At 46.1% G+C, this 19285-nt stretch carries 11 protein-coding genes; 8 read left to right on the forward strand and 3 right to left on the reverse strand.

Translation table 11 applies throughout. The features are described 5' to 3' along the window. Positions 1-61: 61 nt before the first annotated feature. Positions 62-3760 carry an AAA family ATPase gene (locus WCW_RS07855; protein WP_041941590.1) on the reverse strand — a complete coding sequence of 1233 codons (3699 nt, stop codon included), beginning with the start codon at positions 3758-3760 and terminating at the stop codon, positions 62-64. Between the two features lie 112 nt (positions 3761-3872). Here WCW_RS07855 and serS point away from each other — a divergent pair, with 112 nt between their 5' ends. Further along, positions 3873-5144: a serine--tRNA ligase gene (serS, locus tag WCW_RS07860; RefSeq protein WP_013182681.1), complete on the forward strand. Its 1272-nt coding sequence runs from the start codon at positions 3873-3875 to the stop codon at positions 5142-5144. On the opposite strand, the gene WCW_RS07865 is transcribed toward serS, so the two are convergent. Together WCW_RS07865 and WCW_RS07870 are read right to left on the reverse strand one after the other, a co-directional pair. Beyond that, positions 5141-6184 carry a hypothetical protein gene (locus tag WCW_RS07865; protein WP_013182682.1) on the reverse strand — a complete coding sequence of 348 codons (1044 nt, stop codon included), beginning with the start codon at positions 6182-6184 and terminating at the stop codon, positions 5141-5143. The two genes, serS and WCW_RS07865, sit on opposite strands and share 4 nt — an antisense overlap. Positions 6185-6331: 147 nt before the next feature. Further along, positions 6332-7669, reverse strand: coding sequence for a hypothetical protein (locus WCW_RS07870; RefSeq protein WP_013182683.1), 1338 nt, complete (start codon positions 7667-7669; stop codon positions 6332-6334). 182 nt (positions 7670-7851) lie between these two features. Between WCW_RS07870 and WCW_RS07875 the strand changes: the two genes are divergently transcribed. The 7 genes from WCW_RS07875 to WCW_RS07905 all read left to right on the forward strand — a co-directional run bounded on the left by WCW_RS07875 (position 7852) and on the right by WCW_RS07905 (position 19256). Next, positions 7852-8604: a VIT1/CCC1 transporter family protein gene (locus WCW_RS07875; RefSeq protein ID WP_013182684.1), complete on the forward strand. Its 753-nt coding sequence runs from the start codon at positions 7852-7854 to the stop codon at positions 8602-8604. 10 nt (positions 8605-8614) lie between these two features. Then, positions 8615-10606: a heavy metal translocating P-type ATPase gene (locus tag WCW_RS07880; RefSeq protein WP_013182685.1), complete on the forward strand. Its 1992-nt coding sequence runs from the start codon at positions 8615-8617 to the stop codon at positions 10604-10606. 27 nt (positions 10607-10633) lie between these two features. After that, entirely contained in the window at positions 10634-13702 is a 3069-nt protein-coding gene (locus tag WCW_RS07885) for an NAD-glutamate dehydrogenase domain-containing protein (RefSeq protein WP_227738807.1), read from the forward strand. Between the two features lie 89 nt (positions 13703-13791). Next, positions 13792-14961: a heat-inducible transcriptional repressor HrcA gene (hrcA, locus tag WCW_RS07890; RefSeq protein WP_013182687.1), complete on the forward strand. Its 1170-nt coding sequence runs from the start codon at positions 13792-13794 to the stop codon at positions 14959-14961. Next, positions 14958-15500 (forward strand): nucleotide exchange factor GrpE, encoded by a 543-nt coding sequence (locus tag WCW_RS07895; protein ID WP_013182688.1) that lies wholly within the window; start codon positions 14958-14960, stop codon positions 15498-15500. Before hrcA ends, WCW_RS07895 begins: the two co-directional genes overlap by 4 nt. Next, positions 15497-17431, forward strand: a complete 1935-nt coding sequence (gene dnaK, locus WCW_RS07900) for a molecular chaperone DnaK (protein ID WP_013182689.1) — start codon at positions 15497-15499, stop codon at positions 17429-17431. The genes WCW_RS07895 and dnaK overlap by 4 nt, the downstream gene beginning before the upstream one ends. A 148-nt stretch (positions 17432-17579) precedes the next feature. Further along, positions 17580-19256 carry an alpha-keto acid decarboxylase family protein gene (locus WCW_RS07905; protein WP_013182690.1) on the forward strand — a complete coding sequence of 559 codons (1677 nt, stop codon included), beginning with the start codon at positions 17580-17582 and terminating at the stop codon, positions 19254-19256. Positions 19257-19285 lie beyond the last annotated feature (29 nt).

Genomic DNA, 19285 nt, shown 5'->3' on the forward strand with positions numbered 1-19285 from the left:
TCAATGATAAAAATGGAGATATAGTATAACTGAAAAAAGATCCGAATGTCCAGAGAACGATCTAAGACACTAAAACCGGCTCTCTTACTTCCCGTTTATCAAATTCCAGAGATAGAATTTTTGAAACCCCCCTTTCTTGCATGGAGACTCCAAAAAGGCGGTCGGCAATCGCCATGGTACGTTTATTATGCGTAATGATAATGAATTGGCAGCGATCGGTAAATTGCTTAACAACATTTAAAAAACGTTCAACATTTATATCATCCAACGGAGCATCGATCTCGTCCAAAATGCAAAACGGCGATGGCTTTACCTCGAAGATTGCAAACAGCAGCGCAACTGCCGTCAAGCACTTCTCCCCGCCGGAAAGCAAGCTGATAGAGCGCATTTTCTTGCCTGGAGGCTTGGCGGCAATTTCAATTCCAGCCTCCAAAATATCTCCAGACTCGGTGAAATGCAAATCCGCTTCGCCGCCCCTAAAAAGGATTTCAAAGTTCTTCCTGAAATTTGCCTGGATCTGATCAAATGTCTCTTTGAAAGTTTTGCGGCTCTCTCCATCAAGCTTGGTAATAATCTCAACAAGCTCCCCTTTCGATGCCGTTAAATCTCTGATCTGCTGATTGAGGAACTCGTAACGCTCCTTAAATTTCTCGTACTCATCAATCGAAGTCATGTTGATATCTCCAGCCTCTTCAATCTTCCTTCTAAGAGACCGGATCTTTCTCTCGGTCTTTTCCATCGATTCTTCGAGCTCTTTAGCACGGAACTCAGCATCCCTCATCGACATTTGAAATCTCTCGGTGAACTCAGTTTCCAGAGCCTGACGGGCAGAATCGATCTGCGCACGCTGGAGTCCTTGTTCATGCAGCTCTCTTTCAAGACGCCGAATGTCTTCCCGCTTTTGCTTAGATCTTTTTTCAATCTCTTCTACATCGCCTTGCCTGGCTCCTACAGACTCGTCCAGCTCTCTGCATTTCTCCTGAACTTTCAGCAAGGCTTGTTCAACTCTTTCGATTTTCTGCTCATAATCAGCTCGATTGAGCTGGATTCCGGCTTTCTTCTCCTGAATGCTGAGAATTTCCTCCTCAAGCCGCTTTTCCCTTTGCAAACTCTCTAAATTTTTAACTTCTAAAAGGTTGAGTTGATGTTCAATATTCCGCTTTTCAACAGCTGCCTTCTGATAAACAGACTCTTTTTCTTCCATTTGAGACTGCTGCAATCTGAGCCGCTCGAGCTTCTCCTGCAACTCAACATTTAAAACTTCTACCAACTCCTGACGCCGCTCAAGCTTAGCCCGCTGCTCAATATAGCTGGCATTAAGCTCAACCAACACCTCTTCAACTTTCCCGCTTAATTCCTGTAGAGCCGACATTTCTTCCTGTTCCTTCTCGCTCTCGATCCGGAACCTTTCCCTGTCTGCCTGCATCCTTTCGAGAAAATACCTTCTTTCGACATCTTCCCGTTCAGCTTGACGAATCTCTTGATCTGCTTCCTGTTTCCGTCCGATTAGCATGCTGTGCTGTTCGGTAAATGCATGCAACGACTCTGCGAATTCCACCTTCTTCCTTTCGCATTCTGCCAGCTTTTGATCAAGAGATTTAAGCTCTGCTTCGCGGACAAACGCATTCTCTTCCCCTTCTGAGGGAAAAAAAACAACGCGGTGCCGATCAATATAGGCGCCATCCTCCGTCCACACCTCTAGCTCGCATTTCTCACACCCTCTCGGTGAATCTAGACAATCTGCTCGACCACCTTCGCTTTCACCCCCCCTCACCTTGTCAGTTTGACAATATTCTCGGGGATTTGAAAGCAAATCTAACCGAACATCTTGCCCATCTTCACTCAAGATTCTGTGAGAAATGCGAGCTAGGCTTTCAGCATTCCATAATTCCTCCGACCTCTCTTTAACAATCACATCCTTAAGAAAAAAATTAATCAGAGGATGGTCAACCATTCTGTCGAGCAGCGAATGCTCGCGAGAAACTTTCTTAACTTCAGGAATCATTTCCAGGCAAAGAAGAGAAAAGCCGCGCACATTGTTCTCTTCCGCAAAAGCGGCGACCGCTTTAAAATCTTCAAGAGACTCAACAACAAGGGTCTCTGTGTAACGTTTCATCACAACAGAGATCGCTTTCCGATCACACCCTTCAGTAGGAAAATCCTCGTAAAGCCCCCGCACCTTTTTATACAAAAAGCTGCCTACCTGCCCCGCCTCACGAATAATCCTCTTAGCACCCTTAGAGAACCCGTCCATTTCCTCTCTTAATCTAAGAAGGGCGTTTTGGCGCGCTTTGATCTCTGCACGCTCTTGAGAAACGTGGTTGAGCTGGTGCTGCGTTTGCTTGATCAAAGCGGCTGTTTCTTCGATCTGGCTTTCAAATAAACTGAAGCGCTCTTTCAATTCGGCGATGTGATCGGCGCCTTCCGCAATCTCTTGATGCTTCCATTCAATCTGTTCATGAAGATGAGTCAAACGCTCTTTGAGCATCTGTTGATTTTCCTGCAGCCGCTGAATCTTTTCCTTGTGATGCTCTAGACGAAGCGCTGTTTGCTTGCGCTCGCTTTCAATCTTATTCTCCTCCTGTAGACACTGCACCCTTTCCTGCTGAGCAATGTGCTGGCGATCACGGATCTCGTTAACTGCGTATTCGATCTCTCTAAGCTGCTCTCGGAACTCGTTCCTAACCTGTTCCAGAGCGGAAAGCTCTTTATCGACCTTCTTTTTTCTCGCTTCAATCTGCTCAGCTTCCAACTGCCGTGCTTTACGCTTTCGGATCATTTCCTCAAGCTCTTGCTGCCACTCGCTCCCTTTGCATACCATCTCTTCAAGACGATCTTCTTGAGATTTCCACGCTTTGATTTGAATCTCTTTTTGGCTGCGCGTCTTGAACATCTCTTCTTTTTGCACTTGCAGCTCTTTAATAACGTGATTCAAATAGATATTGGCGTCCTGCCGTTCAACCTCCATTTTTTCCAAATCAAGCGCTGCCGCTTCCAGCTCACACCCTTTTGCCTGCTCCTTTTCAGCAAAGGCATCGTGTCTATTTTTAAAGTGGTTCCACCTTGCTACAGCCAAAGAGATTTCCAACTCTTCCAACTCCATTCGATTTTCTTTATACACCTTGGCTTGCTCTGCCTGCCGTTCCAGAACAATGATCTGCTTTTCCACTTCCTGATGGATGTCGCGCACCCGTTCAATATTGCTCTCCGTCTGCTCAAGCCTCCGCAAAGCTTCTTTCTTGCGCTGCAAGAAGCGAAGAATTCCTGCCGCCTCTTCAAAAATGTAACGCCTTTCCAGCGGGCTAAGCTGAATCACCTGCTCGATCTTTCCCTGCTCAAAAATGGAAAATGCGTTTTTACCAATGCCGGAATCCATAAACAGGTCGTAAACATCTCTCAGCCTCACAGGCCGCTTATTGATCAGGTAATCCGACTCGCCGCTGCGGTGGATGCGGCGGGTCACGGCAACTTCATCATATTCTGTTTTGAGTGCACTTCCTACATCCCCCAATGTGATCGTCACCTCCGATAGATTCAGCGGTTTCCGTTTGGCGGTTCCGGCAAAAATCACATCGTTCATTTTGCTCCCGCGCATCGATTTGGCCGACTGCTCGCCCAACACCCAGCGGAAAGAATCGGAAATATTGGACTTTCCACACCCGTTAGGCCCCACAATTGCTGTGATCCCCGGATGGAATTCCAGCACAGTGGAATCTGCAAACGATTTAAACCCTAGAATCTTAATCTTTTTGAGGAACAAGAATGATCTCCGAAAATGCATTTATACCGATTCATTGTTATCATAATTGCCGTTTTTTTTGAATTTAATCACAAGCTTATCTATATTTTATCGTTCAATGAGGTAAACACGCATGATAGATATCAAACTGATTCGGGCAAACAGGGAAGAGATCGAGGAAAAACTTAAGAGAAAAGAGCCTGGAATTTCTCTTTTTCCAATCTTAGAGCTCGATCAGAAAATTAGAGGCTTGAAAACAAAAGTTGAGCAGCTGAAATCCGAACGCAACCATGTCTCGAAAAAAATCGGAGAAATGAAACGCAAAGGGGAAGACTCCTCTGCGATGATGTCTGAAGTTTCCGGAAAATCAGCCGAAATTCACGCCATCGATCACGAGCTTGGCCCATTGGAAGAAAAATTCCGTCTGGAGCTCGCTAAGCTTCCCAATCTCCCGATGGATGATATCAAAATTCACGACGACCCTGCCGAAAACGTGATGATCAAGGAATTTGGAGAGAAGCGCGAGTTTGATTTCCCATTTAAAAACCACGTCGAACTCAACGAACAATTGAAGTTATTTGATTTCGTCCGCGGCGCGAAAATCGCCGGTTCAGGCTGGCCGATCTATCGTGGCTGGGGAGCGCGCTTGGAGTGGGCTCTTTTGCATTACATGATGAGCGTCAACATTAAAAATGGCTTCACGCAATGGATGCCGCCTGCGCTAGTGCGTCCCGAAGTGATGTTTGGCTCTGGGCAGCTGCCGAAGTTTGCCAATCAGCAATTTGCGATCCATGACGAAGAGTACAATCTGTTCCTCATTCCAACAGCTGAAGTCCCTTTAAATGGCCTCCACGCCGATGAAATCCTTGAAGAAGAAGAACTTCCACTTAAATATTGCGCTTACACTCCTTGCTTTAGAAGAGAAGCCGGGGCTGCAGGATCAAATGAACGCGGACTGATCCGCACTCATCAATTTAATAAAGTAGAAATGTTTTGCTTCTGCAAACCCGAAGAAAGCGGAAAAATTTTCGACGAAATGATCGCCAACGCCGAAGAGATTTTAGAAGGATTGGGCCTTCATTATCGCAACATGCTGCTTGTGACAGGAGATATGTCGTTTGCTTCTGCACGCACAGTCGACATCGAAGTGTGGCTTCCCGGACAAGATCGCTACTACGAAGTCTCTTCAGTCTCCAATTGCACCGACTATCAATCACGGCGTTCGCAAATCCGCTTTCGCAGAAAGGGGGAAAAACCGGAGTTACTGCATACGTTGAACGGCTCCGGCCTCGCCACGTCGCGGCTCATGGTCAGCCTCATTGAAAACAACCAAAACAGCGATGGCTCGATCAACATTCCAACAGTTTTGCAGCCCTACCTTGATGGAAAAACGGTACTGAATTAGAGAGAAAACCGCTTACTGATTTCCCTGTCAATCGTTCTGATCTGAGAATCGGATAGAGTCGTTTCAGACATCAGCTCACGTATAAGGGTGACTCCTGCGCTCTTCTGAATTTCTTGGTACAACGCCTTGGCCGCCTTCCAAGCCTCTTGAGGGGAAACATCCTGTTTAACGCTTAAAATTTCTAAATAGAGGCTGGCCAACAGGCAGCGCATTGGCTGTTTAATCCAACAGTTGCCCGTTTTTTGCGTGTAAAGCTTCACATTGCTTAAGAACGTCAATCCTTCTAATATCCTTCGGGCATTCGGGCCAATCCGCAAAGATGTCTTTTCAAGAAAAACCTCTGGATTTTTCAAAGAAGAAGAATAATAGATAGGATGAGCAACTTCCCCGGGAAATAATTTCAGCCCTGATAAGACTGCGCGCCTTTTATCCAACACCTTCTCATTATCATGAATCGTCACATAAAAAGGTTTGCAAATTTCGCTATCAATGCTCTCTTTAGAAGAGTTTACAAGGATTTCAAAAAACGGATAATCGGAATGATAGTTGCTGGCAATATTACCAACCATCCGGCAAACCGCATGTTTTTGCCACCCTTTCACATCTGCATCATAGCGAACCCTGTTTGTTTTCGGACGGTAACCTTCTTCAGGCTGCTTTTCCCAAAAAGGAGACTGAATCAGATCTCCGATATTTGCGAAACAATCAGACACTCTCTTTAAAATTTTTTCATTCTCATCAGACTCTCCTTCTAACTTAGAAACTGATTGAGAATATTCAGTTAACATGCATCTGATAAAAGCGGCTCCGACTCTGACATCATTTCCATACTCCTTCCAACCGACCTGCACACCTAAATTCAAAAATCCTCCGATCACCTCTAAAGCATTTTCTTGAATAACAAGACGATCCGGATCGATAGCTCCTTGCATTAATGAAATAAGCTCTCCAAAAATAGAATCATCTGCACTTCCATCGCTTGACATCGGAATTAGATAAATTCCTGATCCATTGATTAGATCTATTTGAGGAGACGTCATCGCAAACACCTATCAATAAATTTATTTTTACCAATCATATTCAATGTTTTTTAAGAAATTGTTAAGTTTTTGCCATTGCCAAAAAAAGCCAGCGGAGCCGGGTATTTTTTTCCCAGATCCTCTGGCAAGGGTTTTTAGAAAAGAGGTCTATCCTCTAGGATTTGGATTGCGCAGGAACGTGCCCACTTGTGCCCACACACGGGTAGGATTAATCAGGTCTTCCACTGAAGGCTTGCTCAAAATAAAAGAGACCAAGCTGTCCATGACACTTCTCCACTGCCCTTCATATTGACCATCATTTGCTGCCATTCCTTCAGTATACACACTGTTTAGCAAGAGAACCAGCTGCCTCTCCTCTTCTGTTCTAGGCTCCATTTTTCCTGCTAAAAGGTCTCTAAACTCTTTTTCGGAAATTTCTCCCGCTTCAAACTTGTACAGAGCTGCAAGAGCCACTGATAGCATCGCCGCTTTGACAACACGCGTCAAATGCTGAACATCCTGAGGGGAGAGCTGCCCTTTTTCCGCACTGTTGACCAAAAGCGCCATTAAAAAATAGTTGATTTCATTTGATTTCACTTTATCGATGACACTATTTGCAAATGCCAGCACGGCATCTTTAGAAGCTGCTTCTTGCCCTCCTTGCTGCTGATTCCCGATCGCCTCTGCATTAGAGTAGGCCACCAAGCCAACTGCAAAAAAATTGATTGCAAGCGTCACCTGCTCATGAAATGCAGGCTCCACAAGAGCCAGCACATTCTTTGCAGCATCCTGAACAGGATTTACCGTGACCATCTCTGTACTTGCCACATCTACAATATTCATATAATCGCCGATAAACGTCGATGAAATCACAAAACTTGCCGCCATAAACGGCACAGCATCAGACATCTCATCTTTATAATCCGACAAAAAATGAGATGTAGCGTCAATCAAATTGTTCCATAAATCCTTTGAATGGCCGATTTTCTCGTCTGTCCAGTTAATTTCAATATCCCGCGCAGCCGGAGGCAGTGTGCTAAGCCACTCCTGATAACCTGTTGCATTGCGAGCCTGGCTTTGCGTATCAATCGGTGTATTGCGCTCAATATACGCCAAATAAGCCGGCGACTGACGCTCAACTTTTTCGCGGTACTGTGGAGAATCGAGGTATTCCGCAATCCTCTTTTTCTGATCTTCCAAATATTCTGCATATCGATCCCATATATCGCTTCCAATTTTTGCAAATCCAGCCTCAACAGCTGATTGCACAGACTCGTTGCTGACAGACCAGGAAAACTCTCCATTTTCACCGATTTCAGGCCTTTCCAAAAAAGGAATCCCAATCGCATAATACATCATCACCGCTTCTTTCAGACTCTTCGAAATCGTCGAATCATTCATCAAGTCAATCAGATCTTTTTCCTCGGACAATTCCAAATGATCGAGCAGATGATGAAATTCTGTCTGCGAAATCCCCTGTTGGTTAACATTCATATCGCCTGTCATTTTCTACCTCTTCCTTTATTTTTAATCTCAAAATTATGATGATTCCGGCATGATTGCACTAAACTTTGGAGAGGGGTTATGATAAGGAAATGATGTTAACCCGTCCCCTAATTTATATTATATCAAATATTTTAATAAAAAACACCTTATAGACGCTGTCCTAAATAGCAGGGAGAATTTTGATGACTGGCACAAATCCAGCACATTTTGAAGGGAAAGAAGCAATTGGGCATGTCGCGGAAGCCCAAGCTAAAGGGCTGATTTCTTCTACGGAAATCCATGGAGCAGAAATCCCGGGGCATATTTCAGCAGGAGCGGATTCCGCCCGGGAAACAGCAATCGCTTTTTTTGCGATCTGGTTGATACTATTCCAAACACAGGTCGATTTTTATGTTTCAATGAAAATCCTTGCCATCTTTTCTTTGAGCTGGGCAATCTGGAAAGCCGGCCGAAGCGCTTGGCTGGCTTGGTCCAGGTTAGAGCGGATGCACAGGGTTGTCGAACAGGAACGATGGGAAATTCAACACCACCGCAAGCAGGAAAAAGAGGAGCTTACAGAACTTTATCGAGCGAAAGGATTTGAGGGAAAACTGTTAAAGGATGTGATCGAGGTGTTAATGGCAGATGATGAAAAGCTGCTGAAAGTCATGGTAGAAGAAGAGCTTTGCTTAAGCCTTGGCACCCACGAACACCCTCTCAAGCAAGCTCTTGGCGCTTTTATCGGAGCTGCGGCCGCTTCATTGGTTTGTTTAACAGGATTTTGGATCCTTCCACAGCTAGGCGTAGGGATCGGAAGCGCAGCTTCTCTTACGGTCTCCGCCGCCCTTTCCGCTTATTACGAAGGCAATCGCATGATTCCGGCAGTTTGCTGGAATCTTGGCCTAGGTGTTGCCGCTTGCGGCACAGCCTATTTCCTTTTTGATTATGTAACTTAAAAGACTGATTATGAGCACTTCCACAGAACCGTCGATTCAACCACTGATCTTTGAACAATTTTTTGAATTGGGACAGGAAGAAACCCTAAGCCCTTTCATTACTCCCAACTCCAGGGATTGGAGCGCGCATTTAACTCTGAAGAGCGCCATTCTTGCCGCTTTTCTGCTTCTAATCTCGTTTATCCTCTCTTTTTTCCCCGCTTGGGTTCCTTTTTCCCACTTAACTTTAATCGGCGTTTACTTCCTTGCCGGAATTCCCTCTCTCATCGAAGCGTTGGAAGATCTAGCCAATTTTGAAGTGAATATCGATATCTTGATGACGTTGGCGGCCTTTTCTTCCATCTTTATCGGAAGCGGCATGGAAGGGGGATTGCTGCTCGTGTTGTTTGCTCTTTCAGGATCGATGGAAGACGCCGTTCGTTCCAAAGCCACCAGCGCCATCAACAGCCTTCATAAACTTTCTCCAACGACAGCTTTTGTTGTGCAAGAAGATGGAACAGCGGTAGAAAAGTCGATCAAAGAGATCGCGGTTGGCTGTTTGATCCGCGTAAAAGCAGGGCAAATTGTCCCTCTAGACGGTCTTGTAAAAAAGGGACGCTCATCAGTCAATCTTGTACACCTGACAGGAGAAAGCATCCCTGTGCCTAAATCCATCGGGGACGAGGTGCCGGCAGGCGCTCAAAATATCGATGGCGCCATTTCGATGGAGGTGACTCGCACCAGCAACGATTCAACGCTTGCGCGGATCATCGAACTCGTCACGCAGGCGCAAGACGCCAAACCCAAGCTGCAAAGATGGTTCGACGCGCAAAGCCGTCGTTACGCGATCAGCATCATCTTACTAGCCTTTATTTTCGCAGCCTCCTTTCCCTTTCTTTTACAGATCCCCTTCCTTGGGACTGAAGGCTCTCTCTATCGAGCACTTGCATTTCTTATCGCGGCATCCCCATGCGCTTTGATCATCGCGCTTCCTATTGCCTATCTAAGTGCAATCAGCATCTGCGCACGGAATGGAATTTTGATGAAAGGGGGCGTCGCACTGGATGCTCTGGCCTCTTGCAAAGCAATCGCGTTCGATAAAACCGGGACGCTGACGACAGGCGAGTTGACATGTGAACCGATCGAAAGCATTGCTCCAAGCAGCCAGGAAAAAAGGCAGCGGGCGCTTGAGATTGCCGCAGCTCTTGAGCAAAACGCGATCCACCCCATTGCCAGATCGATTGTCTCCTATGCTGAAGAGCAAAAAATTCGTCCCGCAGAGCTTGCAGAGTTTCAATCGATTCCGGGATTCGGGCTGAAGGGAAAAGTGGAAGAAGGGGAAGTTTTTCTCGGACGGCCCGAATATCTCATCGACAAGCTGCCGGCAGACAAAAGCGGCCCTCTGAAAACGAGAATGGAAGATGTGCAGTCAAAAGGGGAAATGCTCGCTGTCTTAAGCTGCGGCAGCGACCTTTTTCTTTTCCGTTTTCATGATACGGTTCGACCGGAATTGAAAAAAACACTAGATATGCTAAAAAGCCGATGGAATCTCCTCATCGTTATGTTGACAGGCGACCACGAGAATAGCGCCCGCCGCGTGGCGGAAGAACTGGGAATCGACCAGTGGCGTGCGCACTTAAGGCCTGAAGACAAACTTAGCGCAGTTTCGGAAATTTCTCAATCCAAAGGGCTTGCTATGGTTGGCGATGGCATCAACGACGCCCCTGCCCTAGCCAGGTCAACTGTCGGCGTCTGCATGGGGCAGGTGGGAACGACAGCTGCAATGGACGCTTCCGATATCGTCTTGCTTCACGACAATATAGAGATGCTAAGCTGGCTCTACGGCAAAGCAAAAAAAACGCAGGCGATCGTCAAACAAAATTTCCTTCTGGCAACAGGAGCCATCATTTTCGCAAGTCTTCCGGCACTGTTTGGCATCGTCCCTCTTTGGATGGCTGTTATCCTGCATGAAGGAGGAACAATTTTAGTCGGACTTAACGCCTTGAGATTATTAAGGAAATAGCTATACTGAAGCGAACAGTTGAGGAATATGATGACACATCCTGGAAAACAAGCCGCAATCAATGAACAGCTTTCGCTTGCCATTCAAAATGAAACAGAGAAATTCAGAGAATACTATCTCTGGCTGGAAAAAGCGATGCCTCCAGCGTTTTTCGAAGATGTCAGTCATGAAAACATTCTCCTGATTGTCCACAACCTGATCGGCTTCAATCTTCAAGACTATTTTACCACGATCCACCTTAGAGGAGCTGCAATCGTGATCTGCTTAGACAGCGCAGACGCAGATCTAAGAATCCTAAAAAATTATGCGATGCACGGGATCAAAAACTACCAAGCTTATGTATCGACCGCTCCTCCTCCATTTCCGGGCGTCAAAGCGCATTTACGCATTGCGCAAACTTTTTTTACACAGGCAATTGAGTGCATCGAAGAATCTTTCCCGGAAAAATCTAAAGAGGAGTTAAGGGCGTTAGTCAAGCAGCGCAATCCAAACGTGACAGATTCCGAGTTTGAAAAGATCATCAATTCAATCAACATCCGCTTTCTACGCTCACTGACCATCGATAGACTGATCCTTGCCCTTGATATGTTCTTCAGGGCAAAAACGCGCGACAACTGCCAATACGAAGTCAGATACAACGAAAACTGGGAAGAAAAAGGAATCGCTTCCATGCAGGTCGTGCTAGCTTGGCGCAACACACCTAAACACAATTTCTTATACCGAATGGCGCGCATCATCCACCGATACAACCTCGTCATGAAAAAAGTAAATGCCGCCTATATCGATCCGTACAGCAAACGCAGCATCCTCGTGATGGCGCTAGGCCTGCACGGCAGCAACGGCAAAGCCGTCTGGGATGTTGCCGACATTCCAGATTTCTTAAGGGAGCTTGCGACCACTAAATACTTTGCCAGCTTCGATCCTATCGACTCCCTTCTCATCAAAACTGGCATTATCGTGGGGAAATTAGGCAACTTTCTACGCTCTGCCGTGAATTTCGCTCATCAGGCGCTAGTCCATATCGATCCAAACCTTTACACACTGGAGCATATAGAGCTCGACCTCTGCCGCCATCCTGAACTGACATCCCAAATCTGCCGGGCGTTCGAATTAAAATTCGACCCCGACTATTGCGATTATCAGAAGTATCTCGAAGTTCGGGATCAATGCCTTGTCGACATCGAAAACCTCGATACAGGGCACCCGGGAAATGACGAAAGAAGAAAAAACGTTTTGAAGCAAGCGTTGAACCTCATCCACTATTCGCTGAAAACCAACTATTATCGCTTGAACTACACAGCGGCCTCCTTTCGGCTCGATCCAAAATATCTCGACGACATCCCCTTCAACCGGAAAGAGAAATTCCCCGAACTTCCTTACGGTATTTTCTACATGAAAGGGATGCACTTTTTCGGTTTTCACATCCGTTTCAAGGACCTATCGCGCGGAGGTTTGCGCACAGTCTACACAAAGCAGCCGGAACATCTGTTTTCTGAAAGAAACACCGTCTTTTCCGAATGCTACAACCTTGCCTATACGCAGCAAAAAAAGAATAAGGACATCCCTGAAGGAGGCTCCAAAGCAATCATTTTTTTGCAGCCTTTCGAAAGAATGGAATCAGAAGCGGCAATCCTCAAAAACGAATTGGAAGAATCCGGTATCGACCCCAAAGAAATAGAGAATAAGCTGCAAAGCTTCCGCGATGAGCAGTCAACAGAATTTCTGTACCAGGCACAACGAGCATTTATCGAAAGCTTGATCACAATCGTCAACTGCGATCCGAGCGGCGAGATCCGAGCAAAAAATATCGTTGATTACTGGAAAAGACCCGAGTATATCTATTTAGGGCCCGATGAAAACATGCACGATTCCATGATCCAATGGATCTCATCTTTCAGCCAGAAGTACGACTATAAGCCAGGCAGCGCTTTCATCTCCGGAAAGCCTCAAGTAGGGATCAACCATAAAGAATATGGAGTCACCTCCCTCGGAGTCAATGTTTACATGCATAAATTGCTTCTGCACCTGGGAATTGATCCGGAAAAAGACCCTTTCACCATAAAGATTTCAGGAGGTCCTGACGGAGATGTCGCCGGCAATCAAATCCGCAACCTGCATAAGCACTACCCCAACACAGCAAAACTCGTAGCATTGACCGACGTCTCCGGCACGATTTCCGATCCCGAAGGGCTTGATTTGTCAATACTGGTCGAACTTTTCCATCAATGCAAACCCATTAAGTACTATCCTCCTGAAAAACTCCACGAAGGAGGATTCCTCGTTGACAAAGAGGCCAAAAAGCAGCAGACAGCTTTCGTTCAGCAAACACTTTGCTGGAAAATGAAAAACGGCAGTCTGATCGAAGAATGGCTTTCCGGAAGCGAGATGAACCACCTTTTCCGGAACAACGTGCATCAAACGAAAAGCGACATTTTTATTCCTGCAGGAGGTAGGCCGCGCACACTGAATCACCAAAACGTCAAAGATTTTTTGGACGCAGAAGGAAATCCCACTTCAAAAGGAATTGTAGAAGGCGCAAACCTCTACCTCACTTCCGAAGCGCGGAGGTTCCTGGAGGAAAAAGGCGTTCTCATCATCAAAGACAGCTCTGCAAACAAAACCGGCGTGATCTGCTCGTCTTTCGAAGTGCTGTGCGGACTCGTTCTACCAGATCATCTCTTCCTCAAATGGAAAAGCACGCTAATTGAGGAAATTTTAGAAAGACTGAAGCTCTGCGCTTCCAACGAAGCGGACCTTCTGCTCAATACTTTAAAAACCAACAGAGCATTTCTTACAGAGATTTCCGATAAAATCTCTGCCCGCATCAATCAATACACCTATGAGCTGCTTGACTTTCTGGAAGAGGTTCCTCTTTCCAATCATCCTTCCGACCCTTTGATCAAATATTTTCTTGATTATGCCCTTCCCTCTCTGGTCAGTGAATTTCAGGAGGAATTGCTGGAAGAGGTGCCCGATCACCATAAAAAAGCGATCATTTCCAGCCACATTGCTGCTCAATTGGTCTATAAAAAAGGACTTGACTGGCGCCCTTCTATTGTCGACATTTTACCCGTCATTCTGGAAAAACAAATCTAGCAAATAGCTTTGTTGAGTGCTAATTCCTTCTTGACCTCTTTTAAACCCCTTGTTATAATGAAAAAAGGAAAAGGTAAAAAAGTTTAAAAATGAGAGCGTCAGCCCACAAAAAAAGCAACAAAGAGCAAAGAGAGAAGCGGGTCTTGCTAGGTTTGGTGGACCACTATATCCGGACAGGAATTCCGGTCGGATCAAATACGCTTAAGGACACAGGGTTCAGCGATATCAGCTCAGCAACAATCCGCAACTATTTCTCTAACTTGGAAAAAGAGGGGTATTTGAACCAGCTGCACTCTTCTGGCGGAAGAGTTCCGACAGCTGCTGCTTATCGGCTATACTCTCATGAGTTTTACGACTCGACAGTTGTCAGCCATGAAGACGAAGCCATTCTCCATACGTTAAGTCAAAGCGAATCCAAAGAAATTGCGCTTTATTTACAACACAGTGCCGAGAATTTAAGCCAACTGGCAAATCTGGCAGTATTTCTTTCTGCTCCCCGTTTCGACCACGATTTTATCGTTAATTTTAAATTAGTCCCCATCGACTATCACCGTTTTCTTTGCGTGCTGATCAGCGACTTCGGCGTTATTCAAACAGAACTGATGCATACTGAGCGAAACTTAAGTACATTCTCCATCAAAAGAATCGAGCGTTACTTTCACTGGAGGCTAACCGGCAATGATAAACCGGAGGAGATTGAACCGGAAGAAGAGGAGATTGCCAAGAAATTCTACAATGAGCTGCTGGTGCGTTATATTGTCGGATACTCAAATTTTATTGATGAAGAGATCTACCGCACAGGATTTTCCAAGCTTCTCGCCTACCAGGATTTTCATGACACTAAAACCCTTGCCAACAGTCTCGCCCTTTTCGAAAATGCCCACAGCATGCGCCTTCTTTTACGAGAGTGCATTGCGAAAGAAAACCTCACCTACTGGATTGGAGAGGACTTGAAACCTTTTGCGACCGCCAAGACAAATTGCAGCGTACTGGCAGTCCCTTACAAAATTAATCAAAAGACAGTGGGAGCTGTTGGGGTTTTGGGACCTTTGAGAATGCCTTACAAAAAACTGTTCGGACTGCTTCGTGCATTTTCGGACAACATCAGCGAAGCGCTTACAAGAAACATCTATAAGTTCAAAATTCAATACCGGCAGCCGGAGCCTGAAGCCTCCTACTTGCAAAAAGAAGAGCACAGTTTACTGGGGCAGTCCCGCTTGATGCTGCTGGAAAATAAATCGAAGAATGAGGCCACATGATAAAAGACGACACAACAACGCCTGATGAAGAAAAAGACGTGGAGATCACTGTCGAAGAGGCTTCTGAGGAAGTTGACTACAAAAGCAAATATCTGCACCTGCTCGCCGATTCGGAAAACGCGCGCAAAAGGCTGCAGAAAGACAGAGATGAAATCGTACAGTATTCCCTAAGAAGTCTTTTACAAGATTTCCTAAGTCCGATCGACCATATGGAAAACGCCCTGAATTATACCGGCCAAGCTTCCGAAGAGGTGCAGAATTGGGCCAAGGGATTTCAGATGATCTTAGCGCAGTTCAAAGATGTTCTTGCAAGCAACAATGTGAAATCGTTTGAATCTGTTGGAAAACCGTTCGATCCGCATATTCACGATGCCGTTGAGATGAAAGAGTCCGCAGAGCATCCTCCTGGAACCGTCTTGGAAGAGACGATGAAGGGATATTTAATCGGAGACAAGACCTTGAGGCCTGCCCGCGTCGTGGTATCGAAGGTGCCCGTAGAAGAGTTAAAAGAGAAAGAAGATAAAGAGGTGAAATCATGACAGAAAAGAAGAAGAGCCAAAAAATCATTGGTATCGATTTAGGAACCACCAATTCCTGCGTTGCAGTGATGGAAGGCGGATCTCCCAAAGTGATCGCGTCTGCAGAGGGGTCTCGCACAACCCCTTCTGTTGTCGCATTCAAAGGGGATGAGCGTTTAGTCGGAATTCCTGCTAAACGGCAGGCGGTCACCAATCCGCAAAATACCATTTCTTCAGCCAAGCGTTTTATCGGGCGCAAGTATGAAGAGGTCTCATCGGAAATTCAGACAGTTCCTTACACAGTCACAAGCAATGACAATGGCGATGCCGTTTTTGAAGTGCACGATAAGGTTTTCACTCCCGAAGAGATTTCTGCTCAGATCTTGATTAAGATGAAAGAAACAGCGGAAGCTTATCTTGGCGAGGAGATCACCCAAGCGGTCATTACCGTTCCTGCTTATTTCAACGATTCCCAAAGGCAATCGACAAAAGACGCCGGAAGGATTGCAGGGCTGGATGTCAAACGGATCATTCCGGAGCCTACTGCTGCTGCGCTTGCTTACGGCATGGACAAAGAGCACTCTGATGCAAAGATTGCGGTTTTCGACCTAGGAGGCGGTACTTTCGACATTTCGATTTTGGAGATCGGCGACGGTGTTTTCGAAGTATTGGCGACGAATGGGGACATGCACCTGGGAGGAGATGACTTCGACAATGCCATCTTGAACTGGATGCTTGAAGAGTTTAAAAAAGAAAACGGCCTCGACCTGTCCAGCGACAAAATGGCCCTTCAGCGCTTAAGGGACGCTGCAGAAAAAGCAAAAATTGAGCTTTCCGGAACTCAAACAACAGAAATCAACCAGCCGTTCATCACGATGGACGCATCTGGTCCCAAGCACTTGGCGTTGACGCTGACGCGTTCTAAATTGGAATCGTTGGTTGAAGACCTTGTTCAGCGCACAAAAGGGCCTTGCTTAAAAGCGCTAGAGGATGCAGGGGTTAACCAGAACGAGATCAGCGAAGTGATCCTCGTTGGAGGGATGAGCCGCATGCCCGCCGTCCAACAAATGGTGAAGTCCATTTTCGGAAAAGAGGGTCATAAAGGGGTCAATCCGGACGAAGTTGTCGCTGTTGGAGCAGCCATCCAAGGCGGCGTTCTCACAGGCGTTGTCAAGGATGTTCTTCTCCTTGACGTTATCCCTCTGACATTGGGAATTGAGACCCTTGGAGGAGTGATGACTCCCCTTGTCGAAAGAAACACCACCATTCCCACCCAGAAAAAACAGATCTTTTCCACTGCAGCCGACAACCAGCCGGCAGTGACCATCCGTGTGCTTCAAGGTGAGAGGAAGATGGCAAATGACAACAAAGAGATCGGACGGTTTGACCTGACCGATATTCCGCCTGCGCCTCGTGGAACTCCGCAGATCGAAGTCTCATTTGAAATCGATGCGGACGGTATCTTACACGTTTCAGCAAAAGATATGGCAAGCGGCAAAGAGCAGAAAATTCGGATCGAAGCTTCTTCCGGGCTTAAGGAAGAGGATATTGAAAGAATGGTCAAAGACGCCGAACTTCACAAGGAGGAAGACGCGAAGCGTCGCCAGCAAGTGGAAACTCGGAACGAAGCCGATTCTCTGGCGTTTAGAGCGCAGAAAGCTCTTGACGAGTACAAGGACAAGCTTCCTGAAGAGGTAAGAAACGATGTGCAGAGTCATATCGATGCCTTGAAAAAAGCGCTTGAGGGAGATGATCTTGCGAAGATCAAGAGTGCAAAAGAGGCATTGGAGTCTCATATGCAAAAGATCGGCGAAGTGATGGCCCAAGCTCAGCAAGCTGCTGGGGGAGCTGGCCACACCCCTAACAGTCAAGAAAATCCGCAAGCTAATGCATCTTCTGATGAGAATATCGAAGAGGCGGAAGTGGAAATTATCGACGACGAGAATAAGTAATCGTTTTCAGGGGAGCTATTCGGCTCCCCTTTTTTGTTCGTTGGTTCACATAAACAATTGATATTATAATACTTCAGAAATTTATTTCAAATATTAGTTATCCATAATATGATGCGTAAACATTTGTTAATTATAAGAGATTGTTTACATGAGCGTCACAACAGAAGCTAAGCCAAGCACAGCCACTATCGGACAATACCTATTAGACCGCCTGCATGCTTTAGGAGTTGAGCATATCTTTGGTGTTCCAGGGGATTATATTCTGCAATTTGACAAATTGATTGAAAATCACCAGATCAACTTTATCAATGCAACCAGAGAAAATACCGCCGGATACATGGCTGATGCCTACGCAAGGCTGCGTGGTTTAGGCGTTGCATGCATCACCTACGGCGTCGGCATCAACATCACAAATGCCGTTGCTCAAGGATATGTGGAAAATTCCCCATTTGTCGTCATTTCCGGAACGGCGAGTACAGAAGAGTTTGCTTCATGCCGCTATCTCCACCATATGTTTGGCAGTCATAAAGGCCAGCTGCGCGATACAACTCAGATGGACATTTTCCAAAAAATGACCGTTGCACAAGAGCTTTTGGACAATCCTTTGACAGCCCAAACGCAGATTGATAGAGCGCTGGATCTGTGCCTGACATACAAAAAACCCGTGTATTTTGAAATTCCTCGAAACCAGGTTGAGCAAACGATCGCACTTGCTCCTGCCGCTTCTGTAACCCGTTTGGATGAAGACCATGAAGCTCTTGCAGAGGTATTAGAAGAGGTGTCTGAGTTTCTTAAAAGAAGCGAACGCCCTGTCATCTGGGTCGGTCATGAAATTCAACGGCATCAATTAAGCGGTCCCATCTTGCAGTTTGCTGAAAAATACAGGATCCCCATTGTTTCCTCGATTTTGGGAAAGACAACAATCAGCGAGTACCACCCTCTTTACATGGGGATCTACCAAGGGGTTATGAGCATTGAGGAAGTCAAAGAGTATGTAGAAAGCGCGGATGCCATTTTTGTTCTGGGAGTCGCCCTTAACGAAATAGAAACCGGCATGCAGACAGCAAACTTAAACGCAAAGCAGAAAGTCTTAGCTTCGTCAGAAAGGATTAAAGTCAACCACCACCACTATCCCCGCGTCTCCATGCATGCACTTGTCAACGGACTAGCTTCTCTTGATCTCAACCTCAGATTCCGCTCCGACTACCCCGCTTATATCGACCGCCGCCTTCCTCCTTTTAAAGCTGTCAATGATAAAAAAACATCCGTACAGCGTCTTTTTGAATGCCTTCAAGGATTTCTGAGAGCAGAGCATCTAATCGTCTGTGACTTTGGCGACTCATTGTTTGGATGCTCCGATCTCATTTTGGAACAAGATAATTTCCTCTCTAACCCCTATTTTGCCACACTTGGGTTTGGAATCCCTGCAGCTATAGGAGCAGCGCAGGCGGTCCCGCAAAAAAGAGTTGTTGGTGTCGTTGGCGACGGGGCATTTCAAATGACCTGCACCGAACTCTCTACAGCAGTGCGCTACGGGTTGGATCCTATCATCATCTTATTGAACAACCACGGGTACGCAACAGAACGCCCCATACTCGAAGGAACATACAACGATATTCTGAATTGGAGCTATTCGAAGATCCCTCAGATTTTGGGAGGAGGAAAAGGGCATTATGCAAGGACTGAAGAGGAGATGGAACATGCTTTTCAACAGGCGTTTCAGGAAAGAGGAACTTTTCATCTCATTGAAGTCGAGCTCGAACAAGATGATCTATCTCCGGCTCTACACAGATTTTCGCAAGCAATCAAAAAAAGTTCTTCTTAATTTAAACGCAAAGGCCGCTCCGAGAAAAT

It is taken from the genome of Waddlia chondrophila WSU 86-1044 (genome assembly GCF_000092785.1).
In the GTDB taxonomy this organism is placed as follows: Bacteria; Chlamydiota; Chlamydiia; order Chlamydiales; family Waddliaceae; genus Waddlia; species Waddlia chondrophila.